Below are 23366 nucleotides of genomic sequence, written 5' to 3' on the forward strand. Positions count from 1 at the left end.
CAAGGAGAGCCTCCACTCTCCCAATGTTGTCGGATGTCCGACAACATGATANTGTCTTAGTGCGCCTTTCTGCATCTGTCTAGACGATGGTGGAACTTATCCAAAAAGTGAACGCTCATATATGTTTCAAGGCCCCAAATCCAGATTCAGTCGGCTGGCAGCGCCCTCCAGATGATCAGTCATTGCAGTCTTGGCCTTGTCAGGATCGCCACTCGCAATTGAATCCCTGATCGCCACATGTTCGGCGATTGTTATCTCCACGATCTTTTCAAGCACTGCCGATGCTCGCGCGGCATTGATGGCGATATGCGTTTTCTCGGCAATGAAGCTGATGAACTGAAGAAAATATTCGTTATGGGTTGCTGCAGCGACCGCCTTGTGAAAGGCCAGATCGGCGACGATGCCCTGCTCTGTCCACTTTTCCGCGCCGGTCATCTGTGCCAGGGCCACGTCGAGTTTGGCGATGTCCTCGGGTTTGTGATGAAGTGCGGCCAACCGCGCAGCCTCTATTTCCAAAGCGAACCGGACGTGGAACAGATTGCGGAAGTTTTCACGGTCGTTGAGTTGGCTTGTTCCGATGCGGATTGACTGCCGATGCTGGATCTCCGTTGCGAAGGCACCCACTCCTTGCCGCGACTCTACCAGTCCCTCGTTGCGAAGGTGAGCGATCGCCTCGCGTACAACCGAGCGGCTGACGCCAAATGTTTGCGCCAAGCTATGTTCCGTTGGCAGCTTCTGGCCGGGAAGGATACGGCGTTCGTCAATCTCACGACCGATATCGGCAGCGATGCGCGTCGGTAGGTGCTCACTTCGTTTGATATGGGTGAAATCTGACATGGCAGGTCCCTCTGTTAATCCGGCTCGTCGATAACCGCGCCAAGGTTGATCTGGCAATGGGTATTGAAAAGCAAGTCCGGGTCTATCGCCCGCTTGATCGCGATCAGCAGGCGTCGCTTGGTATCCGATAAGCGTTCCTCGAAGTCTTTGCGTTTCAAGCGACCAATACCGTGTTCAGCGCTGATGCTGCCCTGATATCTGTCGACGACGGCATTGACGACAGTCTTGGCCTTATGGATACGATCATGCCGCTCTTCCGGTGTTGCGCCATTTGGCGGCATTACATTCAGATGCACGTTGCCATCTCCGACATGGCCATATGAAACACTGATACAATCAGGCAGCGCCTGTTTGACAGCGGCTTCGGCATCCGCCACGAACGAGGCGAGCTGTGACAGCGAGACAGAAATATCGGTGCGCATATGGGTGCCGCGCTTGGCTTGGCCCTCATTCATACCTTCACGGATGAGCCAGAGGTTGCGGGCTTGCGAGCTGGATGACGCGATGGTTCCATCGACAACAAGTCCACTCTCCATGACGCCTTCCAGAAAGCGCTGCATCAGGTCGTCGATATCGACCAGACCAGAGCCCGAAATCTCGATCAGGACATAGGCTGGGTAATCGGCACGAAGCGGGATGGGAAGGTCTGGAATTGCCTCCTTCGCCAGCGTGAATGCGAGCGGCGGCAAGAATTCGAAGGCCGACATCAGGTCGCAGCAATCCCGTCGCGCGCGGCGATACAGCGTGATTGCATCTTTCAGCGAATTGAGGGCCAAAAGAGCGGTGGCGGCATGGTCAGGGTATGGCGCAAGTTTGACGGATACAGCTGTGATAATGCCGAGCGTCCCTTCGGCACCGATGAACAATTGCTTGAGATCAACGCCTCTATTGTCCTTGCGCAGAGTTGACAGCCCATCAAAAACGCTGCCGTCCGGCAAGACGACTTCCAGACCAAGCACCAGTTCACGGGTCATGCCGTACCGGAGCACGTTGACGCCGCCGGCATTGGTAGAGACGTTTCCACCAATGTGGCAACTGCCTTGCGCGCCGAGTGCTAGCGGGAAAAACATGCCCKTTTCGGCGATCGCGTCCTTTAACTGTGCCAGAATGCAGCCTGCTTCGACAACGGCGGAAAAATCGTCGGAGTCGATATTGCGGATGCGGGACATCCGCTCAAGGCTGAGAACGATCTGGCTTTCCGGCTCGTCTGGAGTGCCGCCCAGCACCAGCCCGGTGTTGCCGCCCTGCGGCACGATAGAGAGGCCCAGCGTGCGGCAGATTCTGATCGCGGCCTGCACGTCTGCTGTCGACCTTGGCCGAATGACGGCGACCGCGCCACTGGTAACATCGCCATGCCAGTCCGTGCAGTAACGCGCCATATCGTCTGCTTCGGTCAGGACAAGGTCATCACCTAGAGCGGCGCTCAGCGCGTCGCGCTTGTCAGCAATCGATGCTTTTGTCTCTGTCACGCGCTTCTCTCCTGCCGCTAGAACCGGTCAGAACTGTGCTGGCAGTCCCCGGGCCGTATTCGATTTCTAACAGAGCTTGCCGTTAGCTTTTTGCCGATGACAAACTCTTCTGNTTTCAAATCGACTATACAAGGTTATCAGACAACCTTACAAGGTGAGTTGCTCTAGGCTATCGAAGATTGAATGGGAGGAAAGACATGCATGTTCTGATCATCGGAGCGGCTGGTATGGTTGGCCGCAAGCTCACTCAGCGCCTCGTGTTGGAGGGAGAACTGAATGGCACACCAATAAGCGCGCTGACGCTGGTTGATGTAGTCAAGCCTGATGCCCCGGCCGAATTTTTCGGTCGTATCGTTACCCGCGAATGCGATTTCAGTGCCCCTGGCGAAGCAGATGCTCTGATTGGCTCTCGGCCGGACGTTATTTTCCATCTGGCGGCCATCGTTTCCGGTGAAGCAGAGCTCGACTTCGATAAGGGTTACGGGATCAATCTCGACGGAACGCGCTACCTTTTCGATGCGATCCGTGTCGCAAACCAGAACGAAGGTTACTTCCCGCGCGTCGTTTTCACGTCATCGATTGCCGTCGTCGGCGCACCTCTGCCATTTCCGATTCCAGACGACTACCATCTCACGCCCTTGACCAGCTACGGCACCCAGAAGGCGATGAGCGAACTCTTGCTTGCCGATTACAGTCGCCGCGGCTTCTTCGACGGCATCGGCATTCGTCTGCCAACCGTGTGTATCCGCCCGGGCAAGCCAAATAAGGCGGCTTCGGGCTTCTTCTCCAGCATTCTTCGCGAGCCACTCGTCGGCCAGGAGGCGGCTCTGCCTGTGCCAGATGACGTTCGTCATTGGCATACTTCGCCGCGATCTGCTGTTGGTTTTCTGTTGCACGCTACAGGACTTGACCTGTCGAAGCTTGGCTGGCGCCGTAGCCTTGCCATGCCGGGCGTGAGCGCGACCGTCGGCGAGCAGATAGAAGCTTTGAGACGGGTGGCTGGCGAGGATGCGGTCAAGCTCATCCGACGAGAACCAGATGAAATGATCATGNAAATGGTCGCAGGCTGGGCTGCAGGCTTCGAAGCCAAACGCGCTACCGAACTGGGGTTTACTTCGGAGAAGAATTTCGAGGAAATCATCCAGGTTCATATTCAGGATGAACTGGATGCCAAGACCACCTGACCTTGTTCAACAATAGATACTAACTCTGGGTCGATAGGTTACAGCTTACAGGCACAAGAGTAACAATTCTCCATGTTACGATATCGTCAGCGCCCGCAAGCTTTCAGATGGGTATGGTCACTTCACCTGAATGATTATCAAAGCGAAGCTGGCAATCTCCAAATGTGCAGCGAGCGTGCGAACAGGAATCCTGTGGCAATCGCTTGTTGAGCAGTTCCCGAAAGCCATGATGCCGATCTCTTCGATTGTCGCGCCATCCCTGATTGACCTGTGTTCACAGGTGGGCAACAGCGCCGTGCTCATCAAACAATCTGGTCAGACCATTTTGCTGACGAATGATGTTGACCAAGGATCGCAAGCCCGGGTGGCCGTGGCGGCGACTGTCGTAATACACATGGAATGGTTCACCCGGAGAGGCATGGTCAGCCAGAACAACCTTTAAGGTATCATTGCTGATCTCATCCGCGATCCGGGCTTCCAACAGATATGCCAATCCAAGGCCGGCCTTTGCCACCGCTATGGTGGTTGCCGTGTCATTGATGGTGATCGAGCCTGGCACTCGGAGCCTTATATTCTCGGCACCGTCGGACAATTCCCATCTGAATGCCGAATTATCGCCAAGAAGCAGTTGGATGCAGGTGTGCTGGGCCAGTTCTGCAATCGTGTTCGGAGTGCCGCGTTCTCGCAGGTAAGTCGGTGACGCCGCGACCACCCAACGCTGCGGGCCGGTCAGGGCCAACGCCACCATGTCTTCCGGTACGGTATGGCCGTAGCGGAATCCTGCGTCGTATCCCTCAGCAACAATGTCGATCGGGCGGTCCTCCACGACAACTGTTATCCTGACATCCGGGCACTGTAGTGCGAACTCAGGCAGCGCAGGCGCGATCAGGAGATGGGCTGCATCGGCGAATGCGTTGATACGGAGCTCGCCAAACCGGGCGGCTCCGGGTGCTCTGAGCGAGTGCAGCGCCGCGCCAATAACATCAAACCCTTCGATAAGGCGAGATGAGAGTTCCACGCCAAGGTCCGTCGGTGCCACGGCCCGGCTTGTACGGTTCAATAATTTTGCGCCGAGACGTGTTTCGAGGCGTCGCATTGCGTGGCTGGCTGCCGATGGCGTCATGCCAAGCTCAATGGCCGCCGATTTAAAGCTCTGTCTCCTCACGATGGTCGTGAAAAGTCTCAAATCCGCTAAATCGATGCGCTCNAAAAAATCCATGACGTTTATTTTCATCGTTAGAATGAATGTTGTTCATCATAAAACATGCAACTTTGAGCCTGGCAATTGCTATCACAAGTCATGAGAGCTTTGAGGAGGATGTAAGATGTTCAATGGCTTTGTGTTCAACGACCTCAAGGGCAAGCGTGTCCTCGTAACAGGAGGCTCGACGGGAATTGGTGCTGCAGTCGTCGTAGCATTGGCCGCGCAAGGTGCTCGCGTCGCCATCCATTTTAATGAAAGCCGCGAGGCCGCTGCCGCGCTCCAGATTCAGTATTCCGAAAATACGGTCCTTGTTCAGGGAGACCTTGGTGCTCCAGGTATCGGCACAGAGGTCGTTGACGAGGCATCACGTCTTCTCGGAGGTCTCGATGGCATCATCAACAATGCGGGCGGAATGTTGGGGAGAGTTCCGACCACGGAAGCCACTGCCGAGCATTTCGACCGCGTTCTGGACCTGAATGCGAAGTCGCTCTGGGAGGCAAGCGTCGCAGCTCATCGCCATCTCGTTGCATCCGGGGGTGGGTTCATCATCAACACGACGTCGATCGCGGCCAGAAATGGCGGCGGCGGCGGAGCCGTTCTCTACGCGGCGGCCAAAGCCTTCGTCAGCAGTCTGACCCGCGGGCAGGCCAAGGAATTCGTCAATGACGGAATCCGCGTGAATGCTGTCGCGCCCGGACTGATCCAGACACCATTTCATGACCGGTATACGTCGGCGGAAATCATGGCCGCCCAGCGAATGACCATCCCCATGGGACGGGAAGGGACGCCGGAGGAGTGCGTCGGCGCGTTCCTCTTCCTCGCCTCGGAGGCTATGTCCGGATATATTACCGGCCAGGTCATAGAGGTCAACGGCGGACAATTGATGCCATAAGGAGATGAACATGAAGTATAGAGAATTTGGCAGGACGGGACGTTCTGTCTCGGAAATAGGATTCGGTGCCTGGGCGATTGGCGGCTCATGGGGTGATGTATCAGAGGCGGATGCTCGGGCGGCGCTTAACGCTGCCTTGGATGCAGGCACGACATTTATCGACACCGCCGATATTTATGGTGACGGGCGATCCGAGCGGATCATTGCTGATGTGTTAAAGGCACGTGGTGGCGAACGGCCGTTCGTTGCCACCAAGACAGGGCGTCGCCTGTCGCCGCATGCATCAGAGGGCTACAACAAAGATAACTTGACCTCGTTTGTCGATAGGTCTCTTGAGAACCTCGCAACGGATTGCTTGGACCTTGTTCAGCTCCATTGCCCGCCAACGGAGGTGTACTATCGCCCAGATGTTTTCGAAGCCTTGGAATCGCTTATCAAGGTGGGGAAGATCCGAAACTACGGCGTTTCCGTCGAGAAGGTCGAAGAAGGCCTGAAGGCGATCGAATATCCGGGCGTCGCGTCCATCCAGATTATCTACAACATATTCAGGCAGCGTCCGGCCGATCTGTTCTTCCGCGAGGCCAAGCGCAGGGGCGTGGCGGTCATCGTTCGCGTTCCTCTTGCATCTGGTCTGTTGACCGGCAAGATGAATGCCCAGACGACCTTCGCCGCTGATGATCATAGGGCATTTAATCGCAATGGGGAGGCGTTCGACAAGGGTGAGACATTCTCCGGCGTCCCTTACGACGTGGCGCTACAAGTTGTCGAGGATATCCGCAGGCTTGTTCCGGGGGATGTGACAATGGCCCAGTTTGCCTTGCGCTGGATTCTTATGAACGAGGCTGTCAGCACTGTCATACCAGGCGCAAAGAATGCTGATCAGGCCAATGCCAATGCTTTAGGGAGCAGTATTGGGGAAATCTCGCCATCCACCATGGAGGAACTCAAAGCTATCTACGNAAACCGCATTGCTCCTCACGTCCATCAGCTTTGGTGAGCGCTCCAACCAAATATAGGAACTGATCATAAAGCGTTATCAGACAATGCCAGAGCGTTCAGACCGCTCGACTCTGAAAACGTCACGCTTCAAATGTAGTCGTTGACTCTACCCATGAGACCTGCGGGGATTTGCCGGTCTCATGGGGTGTGAGCGAAAGTTTTCAGCGATCCTGGAAGGCTCTTGAGATACACATCGACCGATCTCTCCATGGCAAAGACGTGCCAAGCCACTGCCTTGATCTCCTTATCTGACAATACGTCATCATCCNTTTCGACCATCTGAAAAAGTCTTTCAGTTGCAATGAATTGATGCGCTGCTCTCGCCTTTGCTGTTCTTCGCACGGCGGTTTTTCAGGGTCTGTATATTCCATTAGGTCAAGTCGTCTTTGAATGACCGCGGTACGCACCTCTGGAATACGAAGGGATCGGCTTCACGCCTAAAATAGTTAGCCATCGCAGCGCCCTTTTTTGGGAGCAGTCTGGGGTGATCCCGCACACTGGCGAGATGCTATAATGAATTGATCTGAAAGAAAAAGCGTTGGCTGGGGAGCCTGGATTCTCACATGATTTCAATGGCTTATTGGGTAAGCCCTGAAATTCCCTCTGNTTTCCCATCGCGAGCGACCGTGGATGCCAACTTTGTGCCCTGGCTTTGGGCATCAGTCAACTAGACGACCTATCGGAAATAATTTCCGCTTTCGGATCTCAGGTGAGGCCGCTGTTCAGCGCGTATTAGCCCGACCTGCGATACGTCGGACTTCGCCAGCCGCTGACTTCAAGATGCCCTGAGACAGGGTCTCATCTTTCATAAGACGTGAAAGCATGACCGCACCCACCATAAGGGACAGGATCGCCATGGCCTTGTTGCTGGTTTCCGCGTTCTCTCCTCCACCTACCAAGTTTTCCAGCACATCGAAATGGGCGCGAATTCCGTCCTCGAATGGATGCTTGACCTCTGCACTTTGGCGCGCTGCGTTAGATCCAAAGGACAACCTTCTGAAGGAGCGGACGTTCTCCTTGCGGCCCCAAACCGTCATTCGTCACAGACTGTTTGAAGCATTCAACCAGCGGGTTCTCGGAAATAATTTCCGCTTTCCCGAAGAAGGATATATTGCCGGGGATGGCTGCCCTCCGCCAAATGCGGTCGTTGGCCGCATGCACCTTGATGATGTCTTCGATCCGTGTTGGCTGCTCGGCGCGGTGGGCGGCTTGGCATGGTGTGTCTGGCGTGCAATGTTCGCACGCAAAGCCAGTTCAGACGAAGGATGGGTTTCATGCGCCTCGACAAGCTTTCGCCTAAAGATAAGCCCTACGAAATTGATGGTTTACCTACGCTCTACGGCGGCAAGGGGGCTTGGGTCACAGCGCTACCAATGCCTTTGACTTCAACGTTTCAACACTCGCTTGTCGCTCTACCCCATCCCGGACGTGGCAACGCAGAGTTCGCTGAGCCGGGAGAAGTGCCGGTCATCTTGGAGAACGACGACGGTACGGGTGACGTGCCCAATTCGAACATGATCGCAGCAGCGCGATGGCTGATCGATAACGACGCAGAAGTGGAACAGGCGAACATCGCTACTATTCGATCCTCGCTTGATGAGCTTATCAACATTCAGAAGGGGATTGACGGCGTGACCGACGAGGCTTTTAATGAGACGTGGGAAGAAGCACCGTTGCGCCCGAGAGTCCGCCTTCTCCACATCGCGCTACCAGACGTGGTAGAAAAGCCTTCTTATTTTGGTGTCGAGCTTGCCTGCAATTGGGATACGGAGAACGACTATGGTATAATGTTCCACGGCACGGATGTCGTGAAGTGGCGCGCTGGAGACGTGCCAAACCTGCCTTGGATTGCCCTTCGCCATGCCGAAGGGCGGAGTTAGCTTTGAACGTACAGCACGCAACTTGTTTCCATTGCGGTTGACCCTGTCCTGAGCCCTTCAAAGCGGATGGGCTGAAAAACAACCCAGCTCAAGGCGTTGTTGCGAAATTTGGGATTACGGCGACAGCGCGTCCGCTTTGCGCCATTATCGGTCATCGCATAAATTCAAGGAACACCTATTCTAGGGTATATGGCTTACGTCCTCCGAGCAGAAATGCTTAATACCAGGAATGACAGAACCTACGCCCGAACAGATCGAAAAACTTGCTATCGCCTTTGAGCGCTTCACCCGTCGTTTCAAGGTCGCTGAGGCAGCGGCAGTCATGCNAAACTCGCTCAACCCCCTCGACATTCAGGCGCTTCTTTTTATCGATGAGCATCCCGCGTGTAACCTGGGGGATGTTGCCCGGCACCTTCAGGTCGCTCTGACGACCATGTCGTCTTCGGCCGACCGGCTGGTCCGTCGGGACATGATTGAACGGCAGCGGCCAGAGGCGAACCGCAGGTCGGTGGCTCTGACGATCACGAACGAGGGGCAGCAAGCCGTTGCAGGCTATATCGATGGATATCGAGCCTCCTGCAAAGCGATGCTGCAGGCCCTCGAATCCGTAGACCAAACCGAATTTCTGAGGCTTACCCAACAAATTGCAAAATACGAAGGTTGAATATTACGAATTTCGTAGTATGTCTCTGACATCGAAATGATCAGGGACGTCATCATGACCCACACATCGCCCATTACGCTCGTTACGGGAGCAAACAAGGGTATTGGCCTCGCCATTGCGCGGCAGCTTGGCGCAGCCGGACACACAGTCTGGCTGGGATGCCGAGACATGTCACGGGGCGAGATGGCAGCTTGCGAACTGCGAGGAAACGGCGTTGACGCCCGTGCAGTGCAACTCGATGTCACGGACGATGAGAGCGTTTCCAACGCCGCCAAAATCGTCAAGAGTGCAGTGGGGCATCTCGACGTATTGGTCAACAACGCCGGGCTCATGTTTGGTCCGCCTCCCTCGCTTGCCGAGGAGTCAATTGACGAGATGCAGCGGATGTTCAACACCAACGTATTCGGGGTGATGCGCGTCACTCAAGCCTTTTTGCCGTTGTTGCGCAAATCGAAGGCGGCACGGATCGTAATGATGAGCAGCGGCCTAAGTTCGTTGACGGATGCCTTGGACATGCGGAGCGAAACATGGACGGTCGGTTTCGGCGGATACTGCGCCTCCAAGACTGCGCTGAATATGTTGACCATCAAGCTTGCCAAGGAGCTGGATCGGGAAGGGATCAAAGTGAACGCGGTAGACCCCGGCCTCACATCGAGCGATATGACAGGCAACGGAGTTGGTCATTCGCCTGAAGAAGGCGCTCGCCCTGGAGTCGCTCTTGCAACGACCCACGCATATGGACCGACAGCAGGGTTCTACGCTTGCGCTCCATCAGGCGAACTTGTGCAAAAGAGTTGGTGATACGCATTCAGCGATTATGGGATGCGTGCCCACCGGTTCCGCATCTTAATGTCTCCTCCGGATCGCACGCTGGCTTCCGCATGCGCCAACACCGAACTTCCTCGAAGGGTGTCTGGTCGCCTCACGATCCCAACGGTGGCGGTTCAAGCGGCATTCGATCTTGCGGCAGCCGCCACGCGCATTCGAAGATATCGCACACATATTTCCAGACAGGAAGACGCCAGCGGCGGCTCAAACGACAGCAGCTTTTACGATCACACGATCCTTCTGGCGTTCAGTCGCCGACAGGCGCAGGGCGCGTTGCGTTCGCAACGGTTCCGTATTCTCGATAGTGCGGGCCAACATCAAATCTTCTCGGTGAGCCCAATCCCACAGGCATACCAGCCGCTTGTCTGTGGCGATCCGCTGAAGAGCGTCCAAAGCGAGGCGGTCTAAAGCTCGAATTCCCTCATGCAGCAATGGTTCGTCGGTGGCATCGTCAGTACATAGTAGTCACCTTCTTCGACGAGATGTCCGTGGATCGTGAGTCCGACCAGAACGCCCCGCGCTCGGGTAGAATTCGCTCGTGCCAGCCAGGCAAACAGCTCAAAGGGGTTGATCCTAAGCATTAGGAGCGCTTTGACGATGCGTACGGACACAAGGTCCTCCATGTCCATGCTCGACTTGCGCATCACACGCTCGAATGGCACGGGATTGCCGCCGTTGAACCACTTCATCGCGACGCTACAGAACAAGTTGCGCAGTGCATCCTGTTCCTCTTTCGGCCAGCGCCAGAGCCCAAGTCGCATAGCGCCTTCCATGGGAAAGTAGTCATGGTCAAAGTTCAGGAATGTTAGTTCCAGCCCACGGGGCAGGCAATGCAGGAATGTGTCGCGGCCGCCGGAGCAGTTCGGATGTTCGAAGTAGATTTGCCCGAAGCTTTCCAGGGTGGCGCGACGCGGATCGCCCGCACTTCGTGTTCGTGCCTCTTCATCTACCGTGAAGCACTGGCGGCACCACTCCCATCGCGGACGATAACGGGAGAAAGCCGCGTGGAGCTGAGAGAGACAGCTATCGACATCGGGAGGATGGAGGTCGAAGCGATGCAGGATTTGCTCGGCGTGATGGTCTGATTGGCGACGAGTAATCTTCATCGAGAGGCGTCCCTAAGGCAAACGGTTTAAGCCATGAAGCGTTGAAACATAGATTTGTCTTCTGGCAACCCGCATTGTCCATATTCTGCAGATGATCGCTCNAAAGTAGGGTGACCGCCAGCCGCGTCGTCGCACACGAGTTAAACGCTTCCCACAATGTCGCTCTGGCCAAAAGCAACCATCACAGTGTGAGTAAGTGCGCGCAAAGGAGATTCAAAGCCCTATCGGAGTGTCAACTATAATGGCGAAAGTTCGGATTCTATCAAGACGACGCAATCAGGAAAAATTCTCCAGCACGGCCAGGAACGTATGTCTATCGCCCTGTCCCTCAGTCAATCGTACGCGGCCCTCGATGTCTGCGAGATGATGATCCATCAGNTGTTGCGCCTTGGCCAAATCCTTTGCTTTCAGGGCTTTGACGATCAAGCGGTGGTGATCGGCACCGCAATCGTCCTTGCGCTCTTCCTCGTAGAGAGACATGACAAGGGAAAGGCGGGCAACGATTTTGGAGAGCATCTCCGTCATGACGGCGTTGCAGCCGAGTTCTGCCAGAACGACATGGAACTTGCCGGATAGGACCGTTTTCGACTTTTCGTCGCCATGATGATGGATATGTTCTTCTTCGTCGGTCAGCTTTTCAAGGGCGTCCAGTTGCTCGATGGTGGCGCGGTCCATGACGAGTTCGAGAATGACATGCTCGAGTTTGCGCCGTGCCTCGAACAGGGCTTTTGCTTCCTCGATCCCAGGTTCGGCGACAAAGGTGCCGCGGTTTTTCTTGCGCTCCAGAAGATGGTCGCTCTCCAGCACGCCAAGCGCACCGCGCACGACGGTGCGGCTGACCCCGAAGTGGTCCGCAATCGCGTCCTCGAGAATCTTGACGCCAGGCTTGAGCGCGCCCTCACCAATCGCAGTGGCCAGCGTGACGCGGATGCGCTCGGTGACGTCGTCATTGCCGTTTTCGGCTGTGTCCGCCGAACTGCTGGCCTTCGATGCGACCTTGGCGCTTTGACGTCGCGTCGTATGTTTCATTGTCGTCTCCAGATCGGATCAAGCGATATGATTATTTCCATGATAATATTCCTGCGTATATGCGCTTGATCCTNAAATCCAGTTCGTCCCATGGTTTTTAAAGTTGATGACACACGTCGTCGATAGAATGTGCGAGTCTTAGGCCGCCTGCTGCTTTCTGGATGGCGTCGAAAGTGAAATTCCACTGTCTCGGCAAACCTCTTCGATATGGCGTGCGGAATCCTTGATGAAGGTCACCGCTTCGTTGAAGCCATAAGACTGGTGTTCATAGGTCGGATAGCCGTACTGGCTCGCCTCATAGGTCTCCCAGTTCGGGATTTCCCCGGCTGCCACACGNTTTTCAAATCCGTCCACCAATCCGAGATAGGCTTCCAGTTCCTCCAGCGTCAGGTCGGGATGGCCTGCACGCCAGATGGGGTCGTTGATCTCGATGCATTGGCGGGGATTGGCCTTGCGTGGCTTGTCCTCGACAGAGGCCGCAACCTCAAGGGAGAGGTTCAGGTCGGGATTCGCTTTGGCAAGAATGGGGATGATCGTGGCGAAATCGACGATGCCGCGACCAACCGGGCGGGTCTGGAAATCGAGGCCACCCGTGGCGCGACCAACATAGGCATCCTTGATGTGGGTCTGGCGCACATAGGGGGCGACGCGNTTTGCAGCNAAAACCGGGTGCTCGGCGCGTTGCAGGCCGTTTGCCGTGTCGAACACGACACCCATGCAATCCTCGCCAACCTTTTCGATCAGCCGGAGAATTTCAAACGACGTGATCTCGTCATGGGTTTCCATGTTGAGATGGACGCCGTTTGCGCGCGCGACAGGTGCCAGCTTCAGCAACACCTTTTCGATACCCAGCAACTGCTCGTCCCAGGTCACATCGGTGCGGAAGCGGTCATTGGCCAGCCGTCCGCGATATTCCGATTTGAAGTTGCCGGGCGACACCCAGAGTTCGCGGCAGCCGATGGCCGCACTTGCCTCGATCATGCGGGTGAAGCCCAAGATGACATCGCCGCCGCCGATTGCCCGAAATTCGGTAGCCTCTGCGCTGCAATAGGGGTTGATCTTACCGACGCCCGCTTCGAGGTAAAGGCCAAGCTCATCAGCTTTTGCCCTGATATCGGCCAGTTCGCCCTTGTCCAGCGTCTCGCTCATATCGAGGACCGTGCTGAAAAAGATGCCGCCGAGACCGAGTTCCTTGACGTGTTCGAGGCTCTTGAGTGGTCCGCGTTTTTTCGCTTCGGGCAGTTTCTGTCCGTCGATGCCTAGTCTCATGATCTGCTCCTTGATGTTTCCAGATCGGATTTGCTGCAATGGCATTTCCGTTTGATTGATGGTTGAATCGGCGGCGCGTCAGGTGCGTCGCCGGGTATCTTTCTGCGCACTGGCATCTCGACCTTTTGGCGCGAGGCGCTTTTCCAGAAAATGCTGGCCGATGGATGCGATTGACGTGATGAGGAGGTACCAGAGCGAAGCAACGCACAGCAGTTCGATGACAAGGAAGTTGCGCGCGTAGATAGCCTGCGCCTGGGTCAGCAGGTCCTGCATGCCGATGACGGAAACGATGGCGCTGGCCTTCAACATGCCGATGGCCTGGTTTCCGGTCGAGGGGACGATCAGACGGATCGCCTGCGGCAAGACGACAGTTCGTAGCGTCTGGANGGGCTGCAAGCCCAATGAAGAGGCCGCCTCACGCTGGCCACGGTCGACGGCGGTCAATCCGCCGCGAATGATCTCGCTCATATTGGCAGCTTCGTGCAGGCCTAGTGCCAGAAACCCTGCAAGGGCAGGGGTGACGAGGTCGTTGATCGATATGGAATAGGTGCCGATGCCCACCATCGGAATAAACAGCGCGATGTTGAACCAGAAGAATATCTGGACGATCAGCGGCACGCCACGAAACCACCAGACGAAGGCGACAGCCATCGCTTTCAAAACGATGTTCTGGCTTGTGGCCATGATGGCGACGATGCAGCCAAACGCGGTGCCGAACACCATGGCACCGGCCGTCAGTTGCAGGGTCAGAACGACGCCGTCGAGGATGACAGGATCGACCATATAGCGGGGAATTTCGCCCCATTGAACAGTCTGGTTTCGTGCGACTGTGAGGATGACGAGTGCCAGCGCGAGGATCGCGCTGGTACCTGTTGTGATCTGCCCCCACCGCATCGGCTTGCCGAGCGGAGGTGCGATGGCCATGCTGACGGGTTGAGTGAATAGGGACATGGCTCAATTCACCGGCATGCTGGCGGCGTCGTTGAACTTCACGATCTTCACGGCAAGCGGACCAAGGCCCCATTTCTCCATGATGGCCTTGTAGGCACCGCTATCGACCATGTGCTGAAGCGAGGCGATCACCGTATCTCGTAAATCCGGATTGTCCTTCGATACCAGCATGCCAAGATAGCCGACGGCGAGGCGGACGTCTGGAAGTGCCTGCAGGCCGACGCCCTTGCCAGTCTGGTTTTCGGTCGTATAGACGCTCGTGGCATAACCGTTGACGGTTGCATCGGCGCGACCGGTGCGCACGGCCTGCAACACATCCGGCATTTTCGGGATGGACATGATGTTCATCGGTGTCGTGCATTTCGCCGATGCTGTCTCCACCAGGCGTGCCTGGAACGTGCCGACTGGTACGGCAACCTTCTTTCCGCAGAGGTCTTCCATGCTCTTGATGCCGAGCGGATTGCCCTTGATAGTCATGATTGTCGTGGCGTCAAACATGTAGTCGATGACGTCGACCTGCNTTTCCAGCTCCACATCATCGTTGATGCCGGAGATGGTCATGTCGAAACGCTTGGACAACACGGCTGGCACGATGGCCGCACCTGCGCCGACATTGGTCATCTGAACGTCGATACCTAGAATGACGCCGAGTGCTGCGGCAATATCGGCATCGATCCCGATCAGCTTGCCATCCTCTGATTGAAAGCTGATCGGCGGCGTTAGGTCTGTTGCGACCTTGAGAACTTTCTTGTCCTTGATTGTAGAGGGCAAGCGGTCCGCCAGTTTCTGGTCGAATGCGATCCCCGGCAGTTTGGCGACATCAGCGTTGGGCACCATCTTGATGGCGGGGCCTTCTGCGGCATGGACCGATGTGGCCAGCAGCGCGAACGCGATACCGGTAAGGCCGTTTTTGAGACTTTTCGTGAAGCTTCGCATGCGATCCCCNTTTTGATTTTTATCGGAGTGAATTCACAGGGACAGCGAAGCAATCGGCATGCCAGCTTGATCGACGAATGTTTGGCGCACTGTTTTTAAAGAGTTATTTCTGAATCCGTTAGTTTCAAGATTTTTCGCACATATTTTCGCATGAAAATTCGGAACTTTGATTGTTAAAAATCAGCCATTGTAGCGCTCGATGTCGTGGATTTAAGGCGTGGCTGCCTACATCATTGAATTTGATACGCATTCCGCCATGTGCTCAAATTGTGAGAGGCATGATCNTTTGTGTGTTTTCGATCAATCAACGGCAGATTTTGTACTTTGACGTTGAAATACTGCTTATTGAATAAGCTAAATCTACGGAAAGTGCACATTTTTTAAATTCGAAAATAATTTTGGTTTTATATTATTATAAATATTCGCAATAAATAAAATCATAAATAAATGTTGTTTATCAGTATTTTGAACGGATTTATATGTTGAAAATTTCAAACTGGCACGCAGCTTGCAAATCCCTTGGTATGACAAACACAGAAACCCACATCGCTGATCGATCCCATCTTCGTCTCGTAACAACGAGTACAGGCAAGGTTGACGGCNGGGGGCAACCTAAAGGGATATCAATGGAAGAGGGCTCGAAGGCAGGCGATGGTAAGCAGCTCAGCGTTCGTGGCCTGACCCATAGCTATGGCGGACAGAATGCGATCAGCGATATCTCGTTCGAGGTTGCTGCTGGCGAGATCGTAGCGCTTCTGGGGCCGAGTGGCTGTGGTAAGTCCACGGTGCTGCGGGCAATCGCGGGTTTGATCCAGCCGAAGAGCGGCGTGATCCAGCTTGGTGGCCAGGACCTCGCCCATGTTTCGGCACGTTCTCGCGGCATTGGCATGGTGTTCCAGAATTACGCCCTGTTTCCGCATCTGACGGTCGCTGAGAACATTGCTTATCCCTTGGCCTGCCAGCGGATGCCGAAGACGCAACGCAGGGAACGGGTGGACGAGATGCTCTCGCTCGTGCAGTTGAAGGGTTATGGCAACCGCTTGCCGCGTGAACTGTCCGGCGGCCAGCAGCAGCGCGTGGCGGTTGCCCGTGCCATTGCCGGACGGCCCTCGCTTCTCCTGCTCGACGAACCCTTCGGTGCGCTCGACCGGGCGCTTCGCTTCGATCTGCAGGTCGAACTCCTGCATCTCCAGAAAACACTGGGCATCACGACGCTGATCGTCACCCATGACCAGGAGGAGGCGCAAAGCCTTGCCGGGCGTCTGGTACTGATGAACAAGGGCAATGTCGAGCAGATCGACACGCCTATGGTCGTCTACGACCGGCCGAAGACGCTGTTCGTCAACACCTTCATCGGTCAGGCCAATTTGCTGCGTGGCACGGTGCAGGGTTTAGATGCAGAGGCAACGACCATTGCGCTGACGAACGGCAAGACAATCGTGCTGCCGCGTCGGCTGAACTTCACCGTTGGCTCCAACGTCACCATCACCTTCCGCCCCGAAGATGTTCGTCTTTCCACGAACCCAAGCGACTTTGCGCTGCCAACGCGGTTGACGGTGTCCGTTCCTCTTGGGCCGACGCTCGTCCATGATCTTCTTCTTGAGGACGGCACCGGCCTGCGCGCATCGCAGGTGCGTGGACCGGCCACATTCATTCCCGAGCCGGGAGCACAGCTCTTTGCCGAGATTGACACCACCATGTGTCACGCCTTTCCGAGCGAACCGGAAGCATTCAGTGAATGAACAACAACAATAGAGGTGAACAGATGCAGGACTTTAACATTACACGACGTCATTTTGGATTGCTGGCTGCCGGTGCCGCAGTAGCCGTCGCCGCCCCTTTCGCAGCCCGTGCTGCCGGTGGCACCGCAGTCGCTGCGACCTTTCCGGGCAATTGGGAAGACGGCTATCGCACGGTACTGACGCCGCTCGTCAAGGAGGCCGGTTTCGATTTGACGGTTGCGCCAGCCATGGCGCAGGATCAGCTTGCCAAGGTCATGGCAAGTCCCGGTAACCCGCCTTACGACACGCTGCTGATGTCGCCCGGCCAGATGGCCGTCGCCATCGAGAATGACCTGATCCAGAAAATCGATCCTTCCAAGCTCAAGAACTGGAGCATGCTGGACCCTGCGTTTCAGGGCGAGTATGGCCCGACCGTGACGGTCGAAGTCAATGGCATCGCCTATAACCCGGATCTGGTTCCTGCGCCTAAGGGCTATCGCGACCTGTTCGAAAACCCGGCCTATAGGGGCCTGGTGTCCTGGACCGGTTTCGCCTCCAACACCGGCGTGATGGCTTATACCGAACTCGCCAAGATATTCGGCAAAGGCCCTGATGACATGGAGGCCGTGTTCAAGCTGTTCAAGGACAATCCAGAGCAGATCAAGGGCGTCGTCGCCAGTACGAACCACCAGATGACCTTGTTCCAGCAGGGCGAAATCGCGGTCTTCATGTGCTCGACAGGTAACGTCGCCCGTCTCAAGTCCATGGGCCTCAAGGCCGAATTCGTCCAGCCGGAAACCGGGTCTCCAGCCGCTCCCGTCAACATCCATCTGACCAAGGGCGCGAAGAACCCGGATGCAGCCTATGCCTATATGGATGCCGCCATCTCCAAGGCAGCGCAGGACAAGCTGAAAATGCCGCCGACGGAGATGTTCCCGACCAATAAGGAAGTGGAACTGACGCCCGGCATCGAGGCCTATGTGAAGCGCGAACAGCTTGCGTCTCTGGTCTATCCGGACTGGGCTGCAATCAACAAGAACCGTGCGGAATGGATCCGCCAGTTCGACGCTCTCGTTGCCGGTTGAGGGTTAGACAATGAAAGCGAGCGGTTTCCCATACGTTATCCCGATGCTTTTGCTGTCGGTGGCGTTTTTTGCGACGCCGCTCGCCGTTCTCGTCGGGTTCAGTTTCATAGGTCCTGACGGCGTGTCGCTGCACAATTACGCACGCTTTCTGGGCGATGCGTTCAATTACCGGGTGCTGGTCAACACCGCCACACTCGGTCTCCAGACCATAGCCAGCACGACCTTGCTCGGCATCCCGATAGCACTTCTCTACTGGCACAGCGGCAAGACTGCGCGGCAGGTGATCATCTTCTTGACGCTCATCCCCATGCTCACCAGCAACGTGGTGCGAACCTTTGCGTGGATCGTTATTCTTGGACGACAGGGACCGATCAGCGCGGCCTTCGTGGCGCTTGGGCTTGCGGAGCGACCGTTTACGCTGCTCTCCACCGAACTGGGTCTCGTCATGGCCATGTGCCAGATCGACTTGNCCCTGATCATCCTGCCGCTGATTGCAATCCTGTCGCGCACACCGGTGCAGTTCACCGAGGCTGCGCAGGTGTCTGGTGCAGGGCCATGGCGTATCTTCGTCACGGTTCTCCTGCCAATGATGCTGCCCGGTTTGCTGGCGGGCTGGATCCTCGTCTTTGCCAGCACCAGTGCTTCTTTCGTCACCCAAGCTGTCATCGGCGGTGCGCGCAATGTCTATGTGCCGCAACTGATCTACCGCGAGGTCGGTACGCTGTTCGATTGGTCCATGGCCTCTGCCATCGCCGTCGTCCTGCTTCTGTCGACCGGCATTCTCCTCGTTGCCATGACCATGATTTCCCGTCACCGGAGGCTTGTCGGCCATGCATAATCATCGTGAAAATCCGGTCCCGACCTTCCTCTACAAGGCGTTCGTTTTTGGCTTAGGCAGYCTCAGCCTGATCTATCTCGTGGCACCGATTGTCATTGCGATCACCATGTCGTTCACGTCTGGCCAGACGCTCAAATACCCACCGGAGGGGTTCTCGCTACGCTGGTATGAAGCGCTGATCGATCCTGTCCGTTCAGGTACCGAACATATCGCAGCCGGCAATTCGCTGAAAATCGCGGGCCTCGCAGTGCTGGGATCGTTGCTGTTTGCCGTGCCTGCCACCATCGGCATGGCACGGATGAGACGCCGCACGGTCAATGCGTTAGAGCCGTTTCTGCTCGCACCGCTCGTTCTGCCAAGCCTTGTTTATGGTCTGGCAGCGCTGATCGTGGCGAACTTCGTCGGCTTCCAGCCGTCGCTCTGGCTTACCGTTATCGGCCATGTTGTCGTGTTCGGACCGCTGATGTACAGGGCCGCATCCGTCGTCGCGCAGGGCATCAATCCGTCGCTGGCAGAAGCCTCCACCGTCATGGGCGCGACCTGGTACACGACGTTGAGGCGCGTGATCCTGCCGCTGCTAACGCCCGGCATTCTGGCCGGTGCCTTTCTCGTTTTCATCCAGTCGCTCGACAACGTCTCTGTGTCGCTCTTCCTGGCTGATGCGCAGACGACCGTGCTGCCGCTTCGCATGTTCGCACTGATCGAAGAATCGCTCGATGTCCGCGTCGTGGCAATGTCGGGAATTCTGATCGGACTCACACTCATCGTGATGCTGGTAGCGAGGCGCGTATTGGCGCCGGCACGGCAAGCTGACCAATAAAAATACTCTGGAAGGAATACCAATGAATAGACACGCCACCAAGGCAGGCGACTACCGCATCGGATCGCTGCTGGCCGATTTCCAGCCGGATTTCGACTTTGTCGCACCGCTGCCTTTGCCCGTCGATGAGTTTGAAGACCGCCTACGCCGCATCCGTCGCCAGGCTGTCGAAGCTGGCCATGATGCGCTGATCGTCCACACCGGTGGCGTCGGCTGGTTCCATACCTCGAACGCCTATCTGCGCTACATCTGCGACTGGATGCGCGAGGGCGTGCTGATCATCCCGACGGATTCCGACAAGCCGATGGTGCTCCTGTCCTTCTTCACCCAATCCGTGCTTCTGCCGCCGGGTGGCGAGCCTGTGCTGGTGGAAGACATCTGGCAGATCGGCCCGATAGGTCGCGAATATGCGGACCGTCCGGGCGACAGCGTGATCAAGACCGCTGAGAAATGCGCAGAACTGCTGGCTGGCATGGGCTTGGCGAAGGCGCAGATCGGCCGCATCGGTGATCGCACATCACTCACCTTATGGGCGGCACTCGATGAACTGATGCCGAAGACCAAATTTGTATCTGACAATGCCATTCTCGACCGGATGCAAAAGGTGCGCTCGCCGCGCGAGATCGAAATGTTCCGGGCTGCTGCCCAGCTCGTCAGCATCGCCACGCAAGCGGCCTATCATGTTGCCAAGCCCGGTGTGATCGACCATGAAATTTATGCCGCCTTCACGCAGGCGCAGCTTTCCTCTGGTGGTGAGACGGGTGATGGTTACCAGATCGGCATCAACGAGTTCGGCACCCATTGCGGTAAGCCTTATGGGCATGTCGTGCGTCCGGGCGATCTCATCAATCTCTACGTCTCCAACATTACCTATCGCGGTTACACCGCTCAGACAGCCCGCATGATCGCGGTTGGCGATATCACCAAGCGGCAGGAGGACGTGCTGGCGGCCTGCACCGAGGGCGTCAAACGCGCCGAAAAGCTGATCCGTCCCGGCGCCCTGATGCGTGACGTCAACAACGCGGCCTTCGAGCCGATGATCGAGCGCGGCATGCTTTCCTCACCGGAAGCCCGCACTATGCCTTACAACTGGGCTCCGATGGACGATGGCAGCGCGCGGCTGATCCCACGCCAATATGTGAAGAATATCGACTGGGAAGCGCAGGGCCGTACCCTGATGCACGTTTACCCGGCAACCCATGGCCCACATAACCCCAATCTCGGCCACTCGGTCGGTATGGCTGGTGGGCAGAACAGTTTCAACATCTCGTCTCACAACTATGACCGGATGGAAGAGGGCATGGTGTTCGTGCTGCACACGCAATGGCTTGAGCCGCTGTCGGCAGGCTGTAATGTCGGTGACATGTATGTCGTCACCAAGGACGGGTTTGAGAACCTGTCACGCCACACACCGCTTGAAACCCACCGCATTTCTGCCGAGGNCTGATATGACCGATCACACCCATTTTGACTTCGCCAAACTTAGCGAGCGCGAACGCTACAAAATCCTCATCGGAACCGTCATTCCGCGTCCGATTGCGCTGGTGACGACAGTGAGCAAGGACGGGACACCCAATGCCGGCCCGTTCAGCTTCTTCAATGTGCTGACCCATGATCCAGCCATCGTCGCCATCGGCGTCGAGAACTATTCGGACATGCGCTTCAAGGACACCGCCCGCAATATTCGTGAGACAGGAGAATTCACCGTCCACATTTGCGACAATGCGCTGGTTGACCAGATGGAAATCTGCGCCATCAAGTTCGGTCCCGAAGTGGACGAGATGGAGGAGGCGGGCCTTGCGACCGTCCCCGGCCAGATGGTCTGCAGCCCTCGTATTCTGGCGGCTCCGGCGGCTCTGGAATGCCGCCGCCACACGACCCTTCAGGTCGGCCCGGCCCGCGAAATCATCCTCGGCGAAGTCGTCGGCGTCTTCGTTCGCAGCGATGCTGTCAACACGTCCAACCTTCATATCGACCAGCAGCTTATGGACGCCGTCGGACGCATGGGCGGGCACACCTATACGAGGACGCGTGATCAGTTCGACATCAAGACGCTGACCCCGCAGGAATGGGAAAGACGGAAGGCGGGTGAAAAGTTGGCAGCAGAATGAGCAGCAATCCGTATTTCTCGCAGATTGGCGGCCTTCCGCCGCAGACCCAGATCCTCTCCAGCAAGGCCGTCTTCAACACAGCCTATGCGGTGATCCTGAAGACGGTGATGAGCGACATCGTCACCAGCGTCCTGCCGCATTGGGAGGAACCAGGGCCTGGATTATCGCGCGGCCGCTGAGCGGCTTCGCCGAAACCTTCGCACAGCACATCATGGAGGTCACGCCCGGTGGCGGTAGCGTCAGGCCGGAGCCGGATGCAAGGGCATCGGTGGCGATCTTCGTCGTTGAGGGCGAGGGCACGATTACCTATGACGGGAACGACTATCCAATACGTGCCGGATCGTTTGTCTATTTGCCTGCTGCAGCGAAATGGGCTTTCAGCAACGAGAGCGCTGCGCCGATCCGGTTTCCCTGGGTCCGCAAGGTGTTCAAGGTCGTGGACGGCCTGGAACTGCCGCCAGCCATCTTCATCCATAAAGACGATTGCATAAAGCACGCCATGCCCGATATACTGCGGCTGAGATCGCCCAAGTTATTGAGAAGACACCACTTTTCCCTGCGGGAGATGGTCGCCAATTTGGATAAAAATCGGTCAAAAATGGCTTGCCTAGGAGACCTAGATTCCCACCTGATTTCAAAGGCTTAGAAGAGAAGTCCCTGAAATTCCCTCTGNTTTCCATCGCGAGCGACCGTGGATGCCAGCCGTGGTATTTGACGGATGGTTCCGGACGGCGGCTTAGTTTCGAAAGCTTAGCACTTACATCTAGTCCTCGCGCTTAATTTTTGTGATCTCTACAGATGGNAAAGTTGGATCAGCAAAGCTCTTCCGAAAAGCAGGGCCAAGACTGCCTACTGCGTCGCGGCCGACCTCTAGGAAATGTGGCGCATTTTCCAAGATGGACCTGATCAGAGAGTCGATCTCGAGTATGCGCAGCCTTGCTTCTGGANTTTTTTTAAGGTCAACGGTCGAAGAAACCAAACCACCGTCTATTGAATCCACATTCATAACCGAGCGCAACTCCCGTCTGGCGTCGCTGAATGTGTCCCACGCTTGGCACATCGAGTCTCTGTACATTTCGAGTTGGACGATCTTCTCGTGAACCGAGAATTCCTTTATTGAGAAAAGAAGTGCCAAGTCCTCTGATACAAATTGCCTAGTGGCGTGTTTTGAGGCCTNGGGGGTCTACGGTCCATATAGGTGCTCCGCTTTCGATATCCAGGCGTTTCGACTCCATCTCCCGTTCAATGTGGCCAACTATATTGGCCATGTCCGAATACATTTGAGACGCAGTCTGTAGGAGATTGTAGGCCCTAGCTTTGTTGTTTTTTGATTGTTCGGCCTTGTTGAAATAAATTGTCCCCGCAATCGATATAGCCCCACCTACTACGGCACCCATCAGGGTTGCGATAAAGGTGACAGCGTCGGAGACGGGTGTTGTAATGCTTATCGGGTTCAAGTGAAGTGCTGAACTGCACCCCATTTCGACCGGACAGTCGGCATAAGCAGAAAGGCTCAAGCACAGGCTTGAGGACAGGCTTATGT

Annotated in this window: 22 protein-coding genes and 1 pseudogene; 14 read left to right on the forward strand and 9 right to left on the reverse strand. The window is 56.1% G+C overall.

What is annotated here, in order from left to right:
• Nucleotides 1-126: 126 nt before the first annotated feature.
• Both CUC55_RS01670 and CUC55_RS01675 read right to left on the reverse strand, forming a co-directional pair.
• On the reverse strand, nucleotides 127-837 hold the full coding sequence (locus CUC55_RS01670) for a FadR/GntR family transcriptional regulator (RefSeq protein WP_067653457.1): 711 nt from the start codon (nucleotides 835-837) through the stop codon (nucleotides 127-129).
• A gap of 14 nt (nucleotides 838-851) precedes the next feature.
• Entirely contained in the window at nucleotides 852-2306 is a 1455-nt protein-coding gene (locus CUC55_RS01675) for an FAD-binding oxidoreductase (protein ID WP_245417671.1), read from the reverse strand.
• Between the two features lie 197 nt (nucleotides 2307-2503).
• Between CUC55_RS01675 and denD the strand changes: the two genes are divergently transcribed.
• Entirely contained in the window at nucleotides 2504-3490 is a 987-nt protein-coding gene (gene denD, locus CUC55_RS01680) for a D-erythronate dehydrogenase (RefSeq protein ID WP_103086786.1), read from the forward strand.
• Between the two features lie 274 nt (nucleotides 3491-3764).
• Here denD and CUC55_RS01685 read toward each other — a convergent pair whose 3' ends face one another.
• On the reverse strand, nucleotides 3765-4724 hold the full coding sequence (locus tag CUC55_RS01685) for a LysR family transcriptional regulator (protein ID WP_425352704.1): 960 nt from the start codon (nucleotides 4722-4724) through the stop codon (nucleotides 3765-3767).
• Nucleotides 4725-4815: 91 nt separating this feature from the next.
• On the opposite strand from CUC55_RS01685, the gene CUC55_RS01690 reads away from it, so the two are divergent.
• Together CUC55_RS01690 and CUC55_RS01695 are read left to right on the forward strand one after the other, a co-directional pair.
• A complete protein-coding gene (locus CUC55_RS01690; RefSeq protein ID WP_067653448.1) occupies nucleotides 4816-5586 on the forward strand; it encodes an SDR family NAD(P)-dependent oxidoreductase in 771 nt (256 codons plus the stop codon).
• Between the two features lie 10 nt (nucleotides 5587-5596).
• Complete coding sequence (locus tag CUC55_RS01695; protein WP_103086788.1) at nucleotides 5597-6583, forward strand: aldo/keto reductase; 987 nt, start codon at nucleotides 5597-5599, stop codon at nucleotides 6581-6583.
• A 724-nt stretch (nucleotides 6584-7307) separates the two neighbouring features.
• On the opposite strand, the gene CUC55_RS01700 is transcribed toward CUC55_RS01695, so the two are convergent.
• Nucleotides 7308-7622 (reverse strand): hypothetical protein, encoded by a 315-nt coding sequence (locus tag CUC55_RS01700; RefSeq protein WP_067653444.1) that lies wholly within the window; start codon nucleotides 7620-7622, stop codon nucleotides 7308-7310.
• Nucleotides 7623-7859: 237 nt separating this feature from the next.
• Between CUC55_RS01700 and CUC55_RS01705 the strand changes: the two genes are divergently transcribed.
• From CUC55_RS01705 to CUC55_RS01720, 4 genes are all read left to right on the forward strand, one after another.
• The gene (locus CUC55_RS01705; protein ID WP_157940886.1) at nucleotides 7860-8465 is read left to right on the forward strand and encodes a DUF6985 domain-containing protein; all 606 of its coding nucleotides are present in this window, start codon (nucleotides 7860-7862) and stop codon (nucleotides 8463-8465) included.
• A gap of 322 nt (nucleotides 8466-8787) precedes the next feature.
• On the forward strand, nucleotides 8788-9129 hold the full coding sequence (locus CUC55_RS01710; protein ID WP_425352709.1) for a MarR family winged helix-turn-helix transcriptional regulator: 342 nt from the start codon (nucleotides 8788-8790) through the stop codon (nucleotides 9127-9129).
• Nucleotides 9130-9183: 54 nt separating this feature from the next.
• Nucleotides 9184-9930 (forward strand): SDR family oxidoreductase, encoded by a 747-nt coding sequence (locus tag CUC55_RS01715; protein WP_103086803.1) that lies wholly within the window; start codon nucleotides 9184-9186, stop codon nucleotides 9928-9930.
• 135 nt (nucleotides 9931-10065) lie between these two features.
• Nucleotides 10066-10365 carry a hypothetical protein gene (locus CUC55_RS01720; protein WP_157940887.1) on the forward strand — a complete coding sequence of 100 codons (300 nt, stop codon included), beginning with the start codon at nucleotides 10066-10068 and terminating at the stop codon, nucleotides 10363-10365.
• On the opposite strand, the gene CUC55_RS22650 is transcribed toward CUC55_RS01720, so the two are convergent.
• The 5 genes from CUC55_RS22650 to CUC55_RS01750 all read right to left on the reverse strand — a co-directional run bounded on the left by CUC55_RS22650 (nucleotide 10362) and on the right by CUC55_RS01750 (nucleotide 15248).
• Nucleotides 10362-11063: a hypothetical protein gene (locus CUC55_RS22650; protein ID WP_157940888.1), complete on the reverse strand. Its 702-nt coding sequence runs from the start codon at nucleotides 11061-11063 to the stop codon at nucleotides 10362-10364. The two genes, CUC55_RS01720 and CUC55_RS22650, sit on opposite strands and share 4 nt — an antisense overlap.
• Before the next feature lie 276 nt (nucleotides 11064-11339).
• A complete protein-coding gene (locus CUC55_RS01735) occupies nucleotides 11340-12092 on the reverse strand; it encodes a GntR family transcriptional regulator (RefSeq protein WP_103086790.1) in 753 nt (250 codons plus the stop codon).
• Nucleotides 12093-12230: 138 nt separating this feature from the next.
• Nucleotides 12231-13361: a sugar phosphate isomerase/epimerase family protein gene (locus tag CUC55_RS01740; RefSeq protein WP_103086804.1), complete on the reverse strand. Its 1131-nt coding sequence runs from the start codon at nucleotides 13359-13361 to the stop codon at nucleotides 12231-12233.
• 78 nt (nucleotides 13362-13439) lie between these two features.
• Complete coding sequence (locus tag CUC55_RS01745; protein ID WP_103086791.1) at nucleotides 13440-14312, reverse strand: amino acid ABC transporter permease; 873 nt, start codon at nucleotides 14310-14312, stop codon at nucleotides 13440-13442.
• A 3-nt stretch (nucleotides 14313-14315) separates the two neighbouring features.
• Nucleotides 14316-15248 carry an ABC transporter substrate-binding protein gene (locus tag CUC55_RS01750; RefSeq protein ID WP_103086792.1) on the reverse strand — a complete coding sequence of 311 codons (933 nt, stop codon included), beginning with the start codon at nucleotides 15246-15248 and terminating at the stop codon, nucleotides 14316-14318.
• 626 nt (nucleotides 15249-15874) lie between these two features.
• Between CUC55_RS01750 and CUC55_RS01755 the strand changes: the two genes are divergently transcribed.
• The 7 genes and pseudogenes from CUC55_RS01755 to CUC55_RS01785 all read left to right on the forward strand — a co-directional run.
• Nucleotides 15875-16990: an ABC transporter ATP-binding protein gene (locus tag CUC55_RS01755; protein ID WP_067653423.1), complete on the forward strand. Its 1116-nt coding sequence runs from the start codon at nucleotides 15875-15877 to the stop codon at nucleotides 16988-16990.
• Between the two features lie 23 nt (nucleotides 16991-17013).
• Complete coding sequence (locus CUC55_RS01760) at nucleotides 17014-18054, forward strand: extracellular solute-binding protein (RefSeq protein ID WP_067653635.1); 1041 nt, start codon at nucleotides 17014-17016, stop codon at nucleotides 18052-18054.
• 10 nt (nucleotides 18055-18064) lie between these two features.
• Nucleotides 18065-18892 (forward strand): ABC transporter permease, encoded by an 828-nt coding sequence (locus CUC55_RS01765; RefSeq protein ID WP_103086793.1) that lies wholly within the window; start codon nucleotides 18065-18067, stop codon nucleotides 18890-18892.
• Nucleotides 18885-19712, forward strand: coding sequence for an ABC transporter permease (locus CUC55_RS01770; RefSeq protein WP_067653419.1), 828 nt, complete (start codon nucleotides 18885-18887; stop codon nucleotides 19710-19712). The genes CUC55_RS01765 and CUC55_RS01770 overlap by 8 nt, the downstream gene beginning before the upstream one ends.
• A gap of 22 nt (nucleotides 19713-19734) precedes the next feature.
• Nucleotides 19735-21159: a M24 family metallopeptidase gene (locus CUC55_RS01775; RefSeq protein ID WP_103086794.1), complete on the forward strand. Its 1425-nt coding sequence runs from the start codon at nucleotides 19735-19737 to the stop codon at nucleotides 21157-21159.
• A 1-nt stretch (nucleotide 21160) separates the two neighbouring features.
• Complete coding sequence (locus tag CUC55_RS01780; RefSeq protein WP_067653415.1) at nucleotides 21161-21823, forward strand: flavin reductase family protein; 663 nt, start codon at nucleotides 21161-21163, stop codon at nucleotides 21821-21823.
• A pseudogene (locus CUC55_RS01785) lies at nucleotides 21820-22331 on the forward strand (cupin domain-containing protein); the annotation flags it as partial. The gene CUC55_RS01780 and the pseudogene CUC55_RS01785, both read left to right, overlap by 4 nt.
• Between the last annotated feature and the right edge of the window lie 1035 nt (nucleotides 22332-23366).

This window comes from Agrobacterium bohemicum (assembly GCF_002896715.1).
GTDB lineage: Bacteria > Pseudomonadota > Alphaproteobacteria > Rhizobiales > Rhizobiaceae > Agrobacterium > Agrobacterium bohemicum.

Excerpts from the sequence above, each read along its gene's own strand:
- CUC55_RS01760 (WP_067653635.1), top strand. The coding sequence starts at position 17,014 with ATGCAGGACTTTAACATTACACGACGTCATTTTGGATTGCTGGCTGCC.
- CUC55_RS01755 (WP_067653423.1), top strand. The coding sequence starts at position 15,875 with ATGGAAGAGGGCTCGAAGGCAGGCGATGGTAAGCAGCTCAGCGTTCGT.
- CUC55_RS22650 (WP_157940888.1), bottom strand. The coding sequence starts at position 11,063 with ATGAAGATTACTCGTCGCCAATCAGACCATCACGCCGAGCAAATCCTG.
- CUC55_RS01690 (WP_067653448.1), top strand. The coding sequence starts at position 4,816 with ATGTTCAATGGCTTTGTGTTCAACGACCTCAAGGGCAAGCGTGTCCTC.
- CUC55_RS01780 (WP_067653415.1), top strand. The coding sequence starts at position 21,161 with ATGACCGATCACACCCATTTTGACTTCGCCAAACTTAGCGAGCGCGAA.
- CUC55_RS01670 (WP_067653457.1), bottom strand. The coding sequence starts at position 837 with ATGTCAGATTTCACCCATATCAAACGAAGTGAGCACCTACCGACGCGC.
- CUC55_RS01715 (WP_103086803.1), top strand. The coding sequence starts at position 9,184 with ATGACCCACACATCGCCCATTACGCTCGTTACGGGAGCAAACAAGGGT.
- CUC55_RS01700 (WP_067653444.1), bottom strand. The coding sequence starts at position 7,622 with ATGACGGTTTGGGGCCGCAAGGAGAACGTCCGCTCCTTCAGAAGGTTG.
- CUC55_RS01705 (WP_157940886.1), top strand. The coding sequence starts at position 7,860 with ATGCGCCTCGACAAGCTTTCGCCTAAAGATAAGCCCTACGAAATTGAT.